At 30.0% G+C, this 13,942-nt stretch carries 11 protein-coding genes; 2 read left to right on the top strand and 9 right to left on the bottom strand.

Features of this window, described 5'->3' with window-relative positions; all coding sequences use genetic code 11:
- Positions 1-1,258 precede the first annotated feature (1,258 nt).
- The gene (locus IPK06_18730) at positions 1,259-1,408 is read left to right on the top strand and encodes a hypothetical protein (protein ID MBK7982002.1); all 150 of its coding nucleotides are present in this window, start codon (positions 1,259-1,261) and stop codon (positions 1,406-1,408) included.
- Between the two features lie 61 nt (positions 1,409-1,469).
- Here IPK06_18730 and IPK06_18725 read toward each other — a convergent pair whose 3' ends face one another.
- Complete coding sequence (locus IPK06_18725) at positions 1,470-2,615, bottom strand: transposase (GenBank protein MBK7982001.1); 1,146 nt, start codon at positions 2,613-2,615, stop codon at positions 1,470-1,472.
- A 291-nt stretch (positions 2,616-2,906) separates the two neighbouring features.
- Between IPK06_18725 and IPK06_18720 the strand changes: the two genes are divergently transcribed.
- Positions 2,907-3,869, top strand: a complete 963-nt coding sequence (locus tag IPK06_18720; protein ID MBK7982000.1) for an integron integrase — start codon at positions 2,907-2,909, stop codon at positions 3,867-3,869.
- Positions 3,870-4,029: 160 nt separating this feature from the next.
- Here IPK06_18720 and IPK06_18715 read toward each other — a convergent pair whose 3' ends face one another.
- The 8 genes from IPK06_18715 to IPK06_18680 all read right to left on the bottom strand — a co-directional run bounded on the left by IPK06_18715 (position 4,030) and on the right by IPK06_18680 (position 13,907).
- Positions 4,030-5,220 (bottom strand): hypothetical protein, encoded by a 1,191-nt coding sequence (locus tag IPK06_18715; protein ID MBK7981999.1) that lies wholly within the window; start codon positions 5,218-5,220, stop codon positions 4,030-4,032.
- Positions 5,221-5,797: 577 nt separating this feature from the next.
- Positions 5,798-6,400, bottom strand: a complete 603-nt coding sequence (locus tag IPK06_18710) for an SOS response-associated peptidase (GenBank protein ID MBK7981998.1) — start codon at positions 6,398-6,400, stop codon at positions 5,798-5,800.
- Positions 6,401-6,420: 20 nt separating this feature from the next.
- On the bottom strand, positions 6,421-7,338 hold the full coding sequence (locus IPK06_18705) for an alpha/beta hydrolase (GenBank protein MBK7981997.1): 918 nt from the start codon (positions 7,336-7,338) through the stop codon (positions 6,421-6,423).
- 38 nt (positions 7,339-7,376) lie between these two features.
- Entirely contained in the window at positions 7,377-9,707 is a 2,331-nt protein-coding gene (locus tag IPK06_18700) for a hypothetical protein (protein MBK7981996.1), read from the bottom strand.
- A complete protein-coding gene (locus tag IPK06_18695; GenBank protein ID MBK7981995.1) occupies positions 9,689-10,540 on the bottom strand; it encodes a hypothetical protein in 852 nt (283 codons plus the stop codon). The genes IPK06_18700 and IPK06_18695 overlap by 19 nt, the downstream gene beginning before the upstream one ends.
- A gap of 152 nt (positions 10,541-10,692) precedes the next feature.
- On the bottom strand, positions 10,693-12,519 hold the full coding sequence (gene pabB / locus IPK06_18690; protein MBK7981994.1) for an aminodeoxychorismate synthase component I: 1,827 nt from the start codon (positions 12,517-12,519) through the stop codon (positions 10,693-10,695).
- A 49-nt stretch (positions 12,520-12,568) separates the two neighbouring features.
- Entirely contained in the window at positions 12,569-13,408 is an 840-nt protein-coding gene (locus IPK06_18685; protein ID MBK7981993.1) for a fructosamine kinase family protein, read from the bottom strand.
- Positions 13,398-13,907 carry a low molecular weight phosphotyrosine protein phosphatase gene (locus tag IPK06_18680; GenBank protein MBK7981992.1) on the bottom strand — a complete coding sequence of 170 codons (510 nt, stop codon included), beginning with the start codon at positions 13,905-13,907 and terminating at the stop codon, positions 13,398-13,400. The genes IPK06_18685 and IPK06_18680 overlap by 11 nt, the downstream gene beginning before the upstream one ends.
- Positions 13,908-13,942: the final 35 nt, after the last annotated feature.

The raw sequence follows: 13,942 nt of genomic DNA, 5'->3' as shown, positions 1-13,942 counted from the left end.
TATATGGTAATTATTTTATTAGTAACATTTTTTACTCTGCTTGATATTTATTCCAAACTTTTTAAATGATATAAATAATCCCACTACTTAATCCATTTCCAGTTTAAACGTAATTAAGAAACCATTTTCTTTGGATTCATCTCCCAAGAATTTTAACTTCTTGCCTCAATGGTTAAAAATGACTAATTGTACCTTCTCTTTTCTGGAATGGAATCTCAATTTTGTTGTCGGATTAAATGGATTTGGATAGTTATTTTGACAATGTAAAACCCTCAGCAATATTTGTTGAGTTTACACACTTACAATCATATTATACTTAAAAATATTTTGAGATATATTACTCCATTCTCCATTAGTCCAATTATTATATCTTTATTTATAAGATTGCCATTATTATCATACTCATAATTTATTTTGGAATTGTACTCCCAATTATTATTCCTCCAACCTTGTTCAATTTTCACTCGCTAAACTTCCATTTGGATTAAATTCATAGATATTTTGATTTCCATTAGATTAAAAATATCATCCCAATATTGAAATTTTTGAAAAACAAGATTCCCTTCCATATCATAATCAAATGAAAACTTCGAGTCTTTAATCCAAACTTCATTTTGTTTAACTTGACTATTTTCCTTCAATTAACAAATTAAAATCATTGTAATTATAAAAATGCTTTCTTAGAGTGTCCCATTCTGTATTCTTCCCATAATAGTTGAATGTACTCATTTTTTTCCGTCATCATAAATGAAATTATAACTTTCAAAATTTTCCCAATTATTATCTCCCCAGTGTTGTACTAATCTTTGCGTTAGATTATTATCTTTATCAAAGTTGTACTCTGTACGCTCTGTATTTATCAACACATTACTCAAAAATTGTTGCGATATTCTCTCAATTATATTATCTGATCATCAAATTGATATATTATTTTTCCTTCCGATAAGTACTATCATTATAATCCCAATATTTATAAATTTCTTCTTTGATTCTATTAATTTGATGATAAATATAATATATGACATTTGAAGTGTCACAATCAATAAAAGAATCTATAATAAAAAAGTTAATTAGGTGTGAAGAATTGTTGTAATTGTATAATTCTTGTTTATTTTCAATCCAATTTGTTCCATCCCTACCATATTTTCGCCAAGTAGGATACCAGATGCCAAAATAAATAAAAAGAGCTGTTTCTATTTTTCACCCACATTTTTTTTCCTATAACATCGTTGCCAATAACCCGCAGCTCCAAAGAGCAATGCCAATTAAGCAACGCAAAGATTTATATTTAGCCGTGCTTAACTTTCAAAGAAAGCGCGGCGGAACTAAACTTAAATTATTCAGAACCATTTTAACAGAATTAAGAACATACTTTCAAAGACAATATTTACTATTTAATCCAACATAGTTCTGCTGCGGGTTGATTGGCTAGTTAGATTAAGCCAGTATTAATGTATAAGCTCTCAACCTCAGCCATAACCGTTAACCAGAACTGTATGGTTACATCTGGGACAAAAACATTTAACTTCTTCTTCAAAATCATGAAGTAAGTTTTCAGTATTCTCAATTAGTTTTTTCAGTTCATCTTTAATGCAGTTCATAATTATTCTTATTGCATCACTTTTTTGATTTGAAGAAAATATTCCACCGTATCTTATCTTTCTAAAACCTTCCGGCAATATATGCAGCACGTATCTTCTGATAAATTCAATATCTGTTATTTTTATAACTTTTCTTTTTGCTATCCCTTTTTCATCTTCTTCATTATAGTCGTTATACACAAAACTTACTTTACCTTCATTATAACTTTTTATTCTGCCATTCGATATTGCTACTTTGTGTGAATATCTTGAAATGTACTCCAATGTTCTTTCACTGTTCGGCAATGGTGCCTTTGTATAAATCACCCAACTCTTCTTGCTAAGTTCAAATAAATATTTATTAAAATCTTTTTCTTTCTCTATTGGTTCTAACTTTCCTGGAAAGTTTAGTTTGCCTTCATTATACTTCTCTTTCAGCAATTCAATAAATTTGCCCATCATTACCTTGGACATTGCAAGTACCGGGAAAATAAACTTCCTCTGATATGGCAGTTTTTTATATGTGTTACCCTTTATTCCTCCAGCCATTACGATAAAATGTAAATGCGGATGATAATCTAATTTTTGTCCCCAAGTATGTAATAGTCCAATATATCCAAGCTTTCCACCAAAATATTTTTCATCTTGTGAGAACTTATTTAGTACATAAAATGAACTCTTAAAGAATATATCATACAATATTTTTTGATTACATATTGCTAAGTTATTTAACTCGGATGGTAATGTGAATACTATATGATAATATGGCAATGGCAAATGATTGCGCAAAAGATTTATAAGCCATTTTATTTTTTTATTATTGTTACATCTATTGCAATGTCTATCTCTGCATGGCTGGGGTTTATACTCATCATAATCACATTTTTCATTTGAACAAACAAAATGCATTTGCTTACTGTTTTCTGAAAAACAGTTTATTATTTTATTTATAACTTTTTTTTGTTTGTAGGATAGTTTATGGTCAATTAAATACTTATTTAAACTTCCAGAGAGTATGTCTGAAACTTTTATCATAGTATTTTTTTAATGATTTTATTTACTGCCAGCTTTGCTGGCTTAATTTAACTATAACTTATACTGAATTAGTTAATTAATTTTGCATAATATTTTTCTTTACTTTGCATAATATTGTTTATTTGTAAATAATTATATAATTTAAATTTATAAATGTCAATTGTAATATTATTCGTTATCGCGCTAAAACATAAATTTTTTACTATCTAATATTCTTGCCACTTTAAACTACCGGAATAATATTATGCACCATTGGGAAAATATTATGCTAAATAATTAGGGAATAATATTATGCATAAAAAAAGTAAACTTTTGGATGAAATCGCCGAAAAAATGACTGTTCTGCATTATAGCGTTAGAACTAAACAAGCTTATATAAAATGGATTAAAGATTTTATCATTTATAATAATAAAACTCACCCAATAGATTTATCTGCCGAAAATGTGCGTAATTATTTAAACTATCTTGCAAATCAACGGCACGTTTCAGCGCCAACGCAAAATCAAGCTTTGCAGTCAATTCTATTCCTTTACCGCCAAATTGTTAAAAAAGATATCGGTTGGATCAAGAATGTTGATCGCGCTAAACAAACAAAACATTTACCCGTTGTTTTTACTAAAGGTGAAATTGAATCTATTTTAAATAATCTTACAGGTATATATAGACTTATTGCCGAACTGCTTTATGGTTCCGGATTAAGACTTTCCGAAGGTTTATCCCTTCGTTTACTTGATATTGATATAGGTTACAAGCAATTGGTAATCCGTAATGGAAAAGGCGCTAAGGATAGAATTACACTTTTACCGGAATCCATTATTCAAAAAATTAATGAGCAAACAGCTTTTGTTGAAAACTTACATAATCAAGATTTGGCTAAAGGTTTTGGATTAACAACTCTGCCCTTTGCCCTGGATGTTAAATATCCTAATGCCTCGCGTGAATTAAAATGGCAGTATCTTTTTCCTTCCAATGATTTTACAAAAGACATAAAATCAGGCTATATCTACAGACGTCATATTCATGCTTCTACTTTTCAACGGATGTTTAAATCTGCCCTCGTTAAATCTAAAATTGCAAAGTTGGGCGGACCACATTCCCTTCGGCATAGCTTTGCGACTCATCTCCTTTTGGCTGGTTATGATATTAGAACCGTTCAGGAACTGCTTGGACATTCTTCAGTTAAAACTACCATGATTTATACGCACGTTTTGAATAAAGGCGGAATGGGTGTTAAAAGTCCTTTGGATCTTTAGTAAATGTTTTTTATAATTTTTTATTTATTCAGTTTCGAATTTTATATTTAAATTACTTAGTTTCATTCCTTATTTGATTTTAATTTTGAATTATGCGTTCCAAGTAAAATGAAATATATTCACATTATTCAAATATTTTTAATGTTGTTTTTGCAATCAATTATTCTTGAAAAGCACTTAAAGATAAATCAATTTCATATAGAGCTCTATTGGCATCCCAAGTGCCAATAATAAATTTATTTCCTTCCATATTAATGTCAGCTTCACCGTACATATGATCTGCTAAATTTAACTCATCGAATCGCATATAATAAATTTGTTTCTTGCTAAGTGAATAAAATGCCAATTTACCGTCAAAGTAAATAAGATCACTGTTTTTAATAATGCGGAATGGAGCAGCCAAAGGAATATCGCTGTACTGGGTTTCAATGCTATTTGTTTTAAGATTATAAATTATCAATTTATGCTTGCCTGAATCATCTTTTTCAAGTATTGCCAATTTATCATTTTGATCAGGAATTACACAAATATAATTTCCTTTACTATATATGTTCTTTACTTCTTTTGTCTCAATATTGTAAGAAGTAATTCCGCTGTTACCATCAGATGTATTTCTTAATATTCCATAAATATTTTTGCTATCAAGACTCCACGTTAATTTACCAACAGGATATTGCACCAAATCAATCGGAACATCAATTGAAGTTGTATCTTTTGCGGCTATATCTGTATAACAAAAATCATGACTAACTCCATTATCAAATAACAACTTTGATCCGTCAAAACTTGGTATAGTTACGTGCATTTCCGAAAATTTATCTAAGTTTAAATCACACAAATAACAATTTATTTCATAGGTATCTATGTTTATTAATTGGGCTTGATGTGTTGTTCCATGTGTAACCGAAATCATTTTTCCATTATAAATATTTGGCTCAAAAAACGGTCTGCCATCCTTTAATATTATTTTAGGTTGCGAAACCCATACTTTAATCGAACTCGATAAAGTTGAATTATCCGTAAAAACAATCGTAGACTTAACTTCATTTAATCCAAGATTTTTCAATTTTGTTTTTAGAGTATCGTCTGATATTTGTACCGTATCAACAACATTATCTCCATTTAGGTCAAATCTAATTTCTTTAAGATGATTTGCGTTCGGCTCAATTTTTACATAAAATTCGAAAAATGTATTATTGCTTCCAATATTTGGATATGTACTTAAACTTACTTTTACATTTGTTAAATCAACTTCTTCCGGAGCTGTAGGTTGATCTTTGCCGCATGAAGTAAATATTAATATTATGACTAATAATACAATAATATAATTTGCTAATTTTTTTAATAACATTATATGATCCTTAAAACAATAGTTATTTAATTAACACATACATTTATAAATATTGGTTAACATAAGTACAAGTTAATTTTTGAGTACTGTTTATGTCTCAAGACTTTTTTTAGAACTTTGTAAAGGCATACTTCCCTAAGAAATGCAATCAATTAGATTGAAGAATTATGCCATATTCTTTCATCAGGAAATTAAGAGATTCTTTTATTGTTGCGGTAATCTATATGAATAAAGAAAAGTGAGTTAAGCTATTTTTGCTATGGTTTAATTTAATTTGCATTAAATAAGATATCAAATATGATTTATAAAATTTACAGCTTCGCTTAGTCAGTCACACATACAATTATTATTTATTTCAACTTAAATAATAAATAAAATATAATAGATAAATATCGTTTTGTAAACATAATTATTTCAGGATTGTAAGTATTTATACTTACAAATCAGATATATTTTTACTTTTTTTTAAAAAAATATTTAATTCGTACTGATTTTAATTGAATTTATTAAATTAAAATGATGCCGCAATGTCAAATTATTCGACCAATTTTGCTCTAATAAAACTTATAAATTTCAATTATATTTCGGCTAATTCCATTTCCATTTGAGCGGAGTTTTTATAAGGTATGCACTTCTTTAAATTTTGTTCGGATTCATCTTTCAAATATTTTACAGCTTCTTCCATATTTAATATAACCGGCATTCTGTGGTGAATTTCTTTCATAAATTCGTTAGGCTCAGTTGTAATAAGTGAAATATACTTTTTCCCTTCTTTATCTTTATTGAATAACCCCGGGACAAAAAACATTTCTTCATTTTTCAAAAATATTCTATACGGAACTTTTTTTGTTTTTATTTTCTTCCATTCATAAAATGCCGTCATTGGAACAATACATCGGTTCCTATCAAACAGCATTTTCCAGAACGGTTTTTCTTTAATTGTTTCTATGCGCGAGTTAAAAATTAAAGGAGAACTTTCCGCGAATTTAATTCCCCAAGAATTTGTTTCCGCGATCAATTTTTCTAATTCACTTTGAACGTTAATTATAATATTTGTAGGCGCAATGTTCTCTTTTTTAATTTTGCTTAAATCTGAACTTAAAATAAAGTTTACGTTAAATTCCGCAAACTTTTCCTGCATCCAGTCTTCTCTTATATTATTCTCAAATCTGCCGCACATTAGTTTCGTCTTTCTTTAATTTATTTTTCTAAATTGTTTATCCAATCAATTACGCGATCTGTCCATGTTGATAAATAACCTTTTCCAATTGCCAACGAAAAGCCGTGTCCGCCGTAAGGATAAATATGTATTTCAGATTTTACGTTGTTATCGCAAAGCGCTTTGTAAAAAACCAAACTATTTTCAACCGGAACACTTTTATCATCTTGTGAATGTATTAAAATTGTCGGCGGCGTATTTTTTGTAACATGAAGTTCATTGGAAAAATTCTTTAATAATTCTTGGGATGGGTTTTCGCCAAGTAAATATTTAGCTGAACCTGAATGTGAAAATTTTTCTATGAATGAAATTACAGGATACATTAAAATCATAAAATCCGGTCTTGAGCTTAATCTTTCAATTGGATCCGAAGACACGGAATCTCCAAGATCATAATGAGTTCCTGCTATTGAAGCTAAATGTCCTCCCGCTGAAAATCCCATAATGCCTACTCTGTTCGGATCAATGTTCCATTCCTGCGCGTGAGCTCTCGTAAATTTTACTGCGCGGTTTGCGTCTAACAAAGGAGATTTATAAGGAACTATGTTGCTCTTTGCGCCGGGAAGTCTGTATTTTAACACAACAGCCGCAATTCCTTTTGAATTGAAAAATTTTGCTATATCGCTTCCTTCCCAATCATACGCTAAAATTCTATATCCGCCTCCTGGACAAATAACAACGGCGTCTTTTGTAGCGTTTGCCTTTGATGGAAGATAAACTTCAATTTCGGGTGTTTGTACTAAACTGATAACTTTAATATTCCCGTTCTCTACTACTTCCTTTTCGTCGGTTTTTTGATAATTGGGAATATCTTTTTCCCAAAGATTAAATTTGAATTCCTGCGCAAATAAAGTCACAGCGGAAAACATAAATAGTATTGCCAAGTTTGATAATTTCATATTTGTATTCACTCATAAAAATTACTGTAAATTTTTAATTATTTTGCTTCTTCAAATAAACGAATGCTGCCGAATAATCCGTAATCCAACATTTGATATTCACTTCCTGAAGGATATTTATCCATACCGCGCCAATGCCACGGACTAACCAAACCAGGAACGGGATTTTTATGATGCGGTCCAAGTAAATTTTTCAAACTTCCTATTATTTTAACATTAACTTTATTTTTACCTTCATTTATAAATTTGGAAACATCCAAAGGTTCTGAATCAAGGAAAATTATTCCGGCATCTTTATCGTTTACGCTAACCGAAGCAACTGTTCCTTTCCAATCTTCAATTTTAACGCAATATTTTTTTGCTTTATTATTAACGTTAAATTCTTTTTCATAATTAACATCCCAAGAATAAAATGGCATACCCTGGTTTTTCCAGCTTTCCAATTTTAAAACAGAATTCGGCTTTTTGATTTTCCAGCCTTTTTCATTTGGCTCTACTGAAAAATCACCTAATAAATAAATCGGCTCAATCTCCGCGTGGATTTTCATTGGATAACATTTCAAATCAATTTTATTTAATCCTATTTTTACAAATCGTCCGATTTTATAAACTCCAAAATCTTTATCAAGCCACCATTCGTTTTTTTCATTTTCAATTTTATTATTGTTGATGAACAATTCCCAATTTTCAGGTCTTTCAACTACGGCGGTTAAGTTCTCAAAATTAAAATCATCTTCAATAGTAAAATTATATGAAGCCGTAAATCCTGTTTCATTTCCAAAATTTCTTCTGTCTAAAATTGAAGTTTTATATTGTACTGAAGTATTCCATGGATTACCTTCCTTAAATCCGTGAGCTTTAAAAACATTCGCGGCGGTATTATAAACATTCAGGTCTTTATATTCATTTTCTCCGACTTGTAGATCACAAAAGTCAATATTTAAAACGTTTTGCTTTTCAGAGGTAATTTTAATTTCCGGGCTTGAATTAACTTCGGTCATTTTATCCATTTCAATTTTATCAAATTGAGGAAATTCATTTATTTCTGAATCGGAAATATAAAATAAAGCGCTTCCGGCGGGTTCAATTTCAACATTAAATTTTATTTTATCGTTTAATTTCGTTTCACTGTAATCGAATATTTCTCCGTTGAACAAGTTCATCAATTTTGCGTCTTTGCCTTTAATTGTAATTTCACAATTTGATCTGTCATCCAAACTTGAATTTACCAAAAACAATATCTGCCCGTCAGTCAATAATCTTCTGTGATGATAAATATTGCCGCCATTTATTTTAATATCCAAATCATTATTATTAAAATAATTTTTAATTATTTCATCACTCAAGTTTTTAAATTGATAAATATTTTTTTTCTTCGCGCTGAACAAAGAGCTTACTTCTTTATTCAATTCTCCGTTTACCAATTTAGGATTGGCAAATGTAATTACTTTACCGCCGGATAAAATATATTCTTTCAATAATTTTACGGTGCTTAAATTTAAGTTTTCAGTAAAAGGGGAAATTACAACAGTTGAGTATTCCCTTTCTCCGACAATAAATTTTTTGTCTTTTACCGATCCGAGATTTTTAATTATATCTTCAGAGCCGAGATCATACTCAGTTTGATTTTTTTCCAAAGCGGTAACAAATTTTTGGAATGTTAATCCAAGTGTATCGATCTTTTTATTTTTTGACGCGCTGATGTAGGAATCATAAAGCCACGCTGAAGTTGTCGGTTCTATTATTAAAATATCATTTCTTTGTTCGCCTGCTGATATTACAAATGACAATCTTTTGTAATAATCATTAAGATTTTTATAATATTTGAAATAAGGAGTATGATACGAAAATGAAGGAGGATAATCATATTTTCTGGCTCCGGTTAAAGTATAATGAATAAGATGCTGATTCATAAAATTTACTCCCAGCGCGAATTCCCAATCACCTAATCTTTTTAAATCTTTAAATGTCACTTCCCAACCGCCGCCGCCGTATGTTTCGGAAAGTGTTCTTCTTCTTCCCAATTGATTTGCGACGCTTGCCAATTCCTTAACCGAACGGATGTTGCCGAACTGCGCTCTGTTTGATACTTCATCAAACTGATTAAACAGCATATCAATTGCGGGCATTTGATGATAAGCGTACATCGCCATATTATCGCCGCCGAGTTTCATACTTGGCCATCCGTGTTCCCAGTAATGACCGGTAAATATTAAATTATTTTCTTCACAAAATTTATTCTGCGGTATTGACCATCTATCAATAAATAACTGAAGTAATGTTTGTGTATAATTATGCCTTACTTTTTTCCAATCACCCGTTTCTTTGTAAAGTAATGGTAAATAATCTCTCAAATCATAGTTCCACATTTTTTGAAATAATCAAACAAATCCGGAGTCCATTTAATTCCGCCGTGAGTATTTATTTCAGGTTCGTCTGTAAATACGCCTTTAATAGATTTTCCAAATTCATCACCCGCGATTTTTTTGTAACCTGTCATCGTAATATCAATAAATTTTTCGGTTACTCCTTTATATAAAAGATCAACATAAGACCAACCGCCGAACCACCCGGATTTTTCAAAATAATCTTTTTTAAATAAAATGTACTCTCCGTTTTTTCCAACTTTATCTTTGGCTTCTTCTGTAATGTTTTTATATCCTTTTTTCGTTTTTTCATATAAAAGGAAATAATCTTTATAATTAAGAGGAATTGTGTTTGTGTCAACGGGACTTAATGCCTGACCGTTATTATATGATTCCGGCATTTGCGCGGGAACGTGTCCGCCGGCAAATCCGCTTGGATATGAATTTTCGTCATATATCCAAATATTTAAGTTTAGCTCTTTAGCTTTTTGCAGTGTAAAATTAAAAAGATCAAACCATTCGTCAGATATATATTCGGTAATCAATCCGGGGCGCGGATGAATAAAAACTCCGCCGTAACCAACCGCTTTAAAATCTTTGAGATCATTTTCAATTCTTTCCTTTGACATTTTTCCATTCCAGACGTAGAATGGAACTGTTCCATAATCCTGACTCGGTGATTTGAAATCTTTTAATATTTCTTTAAATGAAGTCTTTTCGCTGCCGTTTAATTTTTTTGATTCACCTGAATTGCCCATTAAAATAAACGCAATCAGTAATATTACGGAATATGTTATACCAAATTTTTGTGCAGTTTTAACGATTTGAATTTTCACTTTGATCCCGCAGTTAATTGAAAGAATTTATAATTTAGATACGTTAAACGAATTTCAATTATTATAAAAATAATAATTTTTTAGTTAATGAAAACTGCCTCTTTTGTCTATAAACCTCAGTCACTGTATAATCAACATTTAAATTTATTTCATCATTTTCTGATAATTAAATTATGTTCTTGATCATAAACTTCTTTAACATTTATCTTTTTTCTTAGTGAATTTACCAAGTAAATTTCATCGGCATTTTTTAATTCATGTAACGTAATATTTTTTTCAACACAGATTTTATTTTGAATTAGGTATTCTCTAAAACATCCGTTCAATATTTTCTTATCTAAGGGCGGAGTAAATAATTTTTCCTCTAATTTTACAACAATGTTTGTAAATGTGCCTTCAAGCAGTTCATTATTTTTATTTATAAAAATAACTTCATCATATCCGTTATTTTTTTGCTTTAACAGTTGCGCGTCCCAAGGTCTAAACGTAGTTTTGTTATATAAAAATTTATTTTCAGAACACATTCTTTTTTTACTAAGAATGACTTTAACATTAGATTTTAATTTCTCAACTATTTGATATTCGGTCTTAATTAAGCCCCATTTGTTAAGCGTCAATCTAACTTTATATGATTTGTCTTTGTTAAAAACGGATTTAAGTTTTTCCAATTCACTAAATATTATTGTTTCGTCAAAATTAAAAATTAAATTTTGTGCCGATTTTTTTAATCTGGCAATATGATAATCCAACAAAAAGTATTTTCCGTTTTCAAATAAAATTGTTTCCAGAAGTTCAAAATATTTTGTCTGCTTTATAAACTTTCCCTTTAGAAGAACTTCTTTGTATTCATTATCGGGATTACTATCCCAAACAATCCCGCTGCCTAAACCAAGTAAGCCGGAATTATTTTTTTTATTAACAACAATAGTTCTAATTGGAATATTGAAAACAGCATTTTTATTTGAGAATATTCCGATTGAACCTGTATATATATTTCTAGGTGATTTTTCCAAATCAGAAATAATTTGCATAGATCGGATTTTCGGCGCGCCGGTTATTGAGCCGCTTGGGAAAAGGTTCTTAATAATTTCGCTAAGTTTATTTTCCTTTAATTTTCCGCTTATTGTTGAAGTCAATTGATAAAGTGTTTCATACTTTTCTAAATCGTACAATTTTTCAACTTTAACGGAATTTACTTTTGATATTTTTCCAATATCATTTCTAAGTAGATCGACGATCATAACATTTTCAGCTAAATTTTTTTCGTCAGATAAAATTTGTTTTTCTGATTTTTCATCATTCTGCGGATCGCCGTTTCGCTTCATTGTTCCCTTCATGGGTTTGCTGATTATGGTTTTATAATCAGTTTCAAAAAATAATTCGGGCGAAAAAGAAATAACAAACTCATTTTCCGAATTTATAAATGCCGAGTATTTTGCGGATTGGTTAAATATCCCCTGAAGAAAAATTGAAATCGGTTTACGCGCTAATTCAAATGAGGCACTGGTTGTAAAATTGATTTGATAAGTATCGCCTTTTGATATGAGTTTTTTTATTTTATTTATTTTTTTTACGTAATCATCCTTTTCAATATTGATTTTAAAATTCTTAATATTTTTTAATCCCAAAAATTTATCAACTTTATCATAATGTATTTCATCGGAATTTAAAATTTGAACTTCTTTCCTTTCATAAAAGTAAAAGGTTATTTCCGCGTTGTTGTTTTTTTTGCTAATTACTTTTGGCTGAAAATGATAGCCGGACTCATAAGGAATTTTTGCAAATCCCATTATTTTATTTTTCAGAATGTAATCGACACTATTTAATGTTTCTAATATTTCTTTTTTACCGCTTGCTTTTAATATTTGTATCGGTTTTTTAAATAGATATGACTTTTCGTTTTTAAAAATATTTGGCGTGTAAAAAAATGCCGAGTTTTCATTGTTCTGAACATAATTTAATATATCTAATATTTGCATTGGTCAGCTTTTTACTTTATGAATTTAGACAAAGTGAATGAAAATTAAATTAATTGTAATATTTCATTAGATTTATTGCTTGAGATAAATATCCCATTCCAAATAAATTTAAGTGATTGAAAACGTGATATAGCTTATAAATATTTTCACGGTATTTCCAATTTTCGGCAAGTGGAAATTCATCGTTATACGCGGCATAAAAGTCATGATCAAATCCGCCGAATAATTTTGTCATCGCAAGATCAGCTTCACGGTTACCGTAATAAACCGCCGGATCAATTAAGCACGGATTTCCGCATTCGTCTGAAATATAATTTCCGCTCCATAAATCACCGTGCAATAGCGCGGGAACACCTTCACTTCCTTCCAAAATTTTATTTATATTCTTCTCAATTTTTGAGAACTCATTTCTTAATTCTGAATTCGCGTATCCGTTCTTTTCCGCGAGATTGAATTGAAACAGTAAACGGTTTTCGAAATAAAATTCTGTCCAATTTTCACATTGGTGTGTATTTTTCTGCGGTGTTGATCCACAGAAATTATCTTCGTAAAAACCAAATTTATCTGATTCGTATTTATGCATTCTCGCAAACTGAATTCCAAACATTTGACTAAAATTTTTAGTCTTGGATTTCTGCTCAATGAATTCTAGAATCAAAAATTCATCATTTACAAAAATAATTTTAGGAACTCTTATAGTTTTAGAATTTCCTATTTCCTTCAATCCATTTGCTTCGGTTTTATTTACTTTTGGATTTGAATATTGTTTTACAAAATACTTTGTTCCATTTTCGGTTGTAACAATTTGAGCATCGGCAATACATCCGCCGCCGGCAAAATTTTTAGATATAATTTTACCGTTTAATATTTCTTCTAACTTATCCGGCATTTTCCGTTTCTTTGCTTTTTCTTGTAAGTCCGTGGTCAATTATAATTTTCTCCAACAATCCGGCGCATGAAACTTCTAATATATCCAGAACCAATTCAAAACCTTCTGGACCGCTGTAATATGGATCGGGAACTTCATTATATTTTTTCTCAGCGGCAAAATCCGTCATTTTAAATATTTTATTTGAATAACTTTTCTCACGGTCGAACGACTGCAGATCCCTTAAATTATTGTTATCCATCGCAATTATATAATCAAATTTTTCAAAATCAATTTCTCTGAATTTTCTGGCTACGCTTGTTAATCTGTAACCGCGTTTTATCGCGTGGCGTTTCATTCTTGCGTCAGCTTGCTCCCCTTCGTGATACGCTATTGTTCCGGCGGAATCGCATTCAATTTCATTTTCAAGTCCCGCTTTTTTAACAAATTTATTCATTACTGCTTCTCCGCTTGGAGATCTGCAAATATTTCCCATACATACAAAAATTACTTTTATCATAAATTTTTCTATATTCCCTTCAGTTATTATATTTT

It is taken from the genome of Ignavibacteriota bacterium, from assembly GCA_016713565.1.
Taxonomy (GTDB): Bacteria; Bacteroidota; Ignavibacteria; order Ignavibacteriales; family Melioribacteraceae.
The sequence above is the reverse complement of the archived record's forward strand: the minus strand, read 5'-3'. Positions and strand labels throughout refer to the sequence as shown.

Bases quoted from the DNA above. Each gene is read 5' to 3' on its own strand.
- IPK06_18730 (MBK7982002.1), top strand. From the start codon at position 1,259: ATGCCAATTAAGCAACGCAAAGATTTATATTTAGCCGTGCTTAACTTT.
- IPK06_18725 (MBK7982001.1), bottom strand. From the start codon at position 2,615: ATGATAAAAGTTTCAGACATACTCTCTGGAAGTTTAAATAAGTATTTA.
- IPK06_18720 (MBK7982000.1), top strand. From the start codon at position 2,907: ATGCATAAAAAAAGTAAACTTTTGGATGAAATCGCCGAAAAAATGACT.
- IPK06_18715 (MBK7981999.1), bottom strand. From the start codon at position 5,220: ATGTTATTAAAAAAATTAGCAAATTATATTATTGTATTATTAGTCATA.
- IPK06_18710 (MBK7981998.1), bottom strand. From the start codon at position 6,400: ATGTGCGGCAGATTTGAGAATAATATAAGAGAAGACTGGATGCAGGAA.
- IPK06_18705 (MBK7981997.1), bottom strand. From the start codon at position 7,338: ATGAAATTATCAAACTTGGCAATACTATTTATGTTTTCCGCTGTGACT.
- IPK06_18700 (MBK7981996.1), bottom strand. From the start codon at position 9,707: ATGTGGAACTATGATTTGAGAGATTATTTACCATTACTTTACAAAGAA.
- pabB (MBK7981994.1), bottom strand. From the start codon at position 12,519: ATGCAAATATTAGATATATTAAATTATGTTCAGAACAATGAAAACTCG.
- IPK06_18685 (MBK7981993.1), bottom strand. From the start codon at position 13,408: ATGCCGGATAAGTTAGAAGAAATATTAAACGGTAAAATTATATCTAAA.
- IPK06_18680 (MBK7981992.1), bottom strand. From the start codon at position 13,907: ATGATAAAAGTAATTTTTGTATGTATGGGAAATATTTGCAGATCTCCA.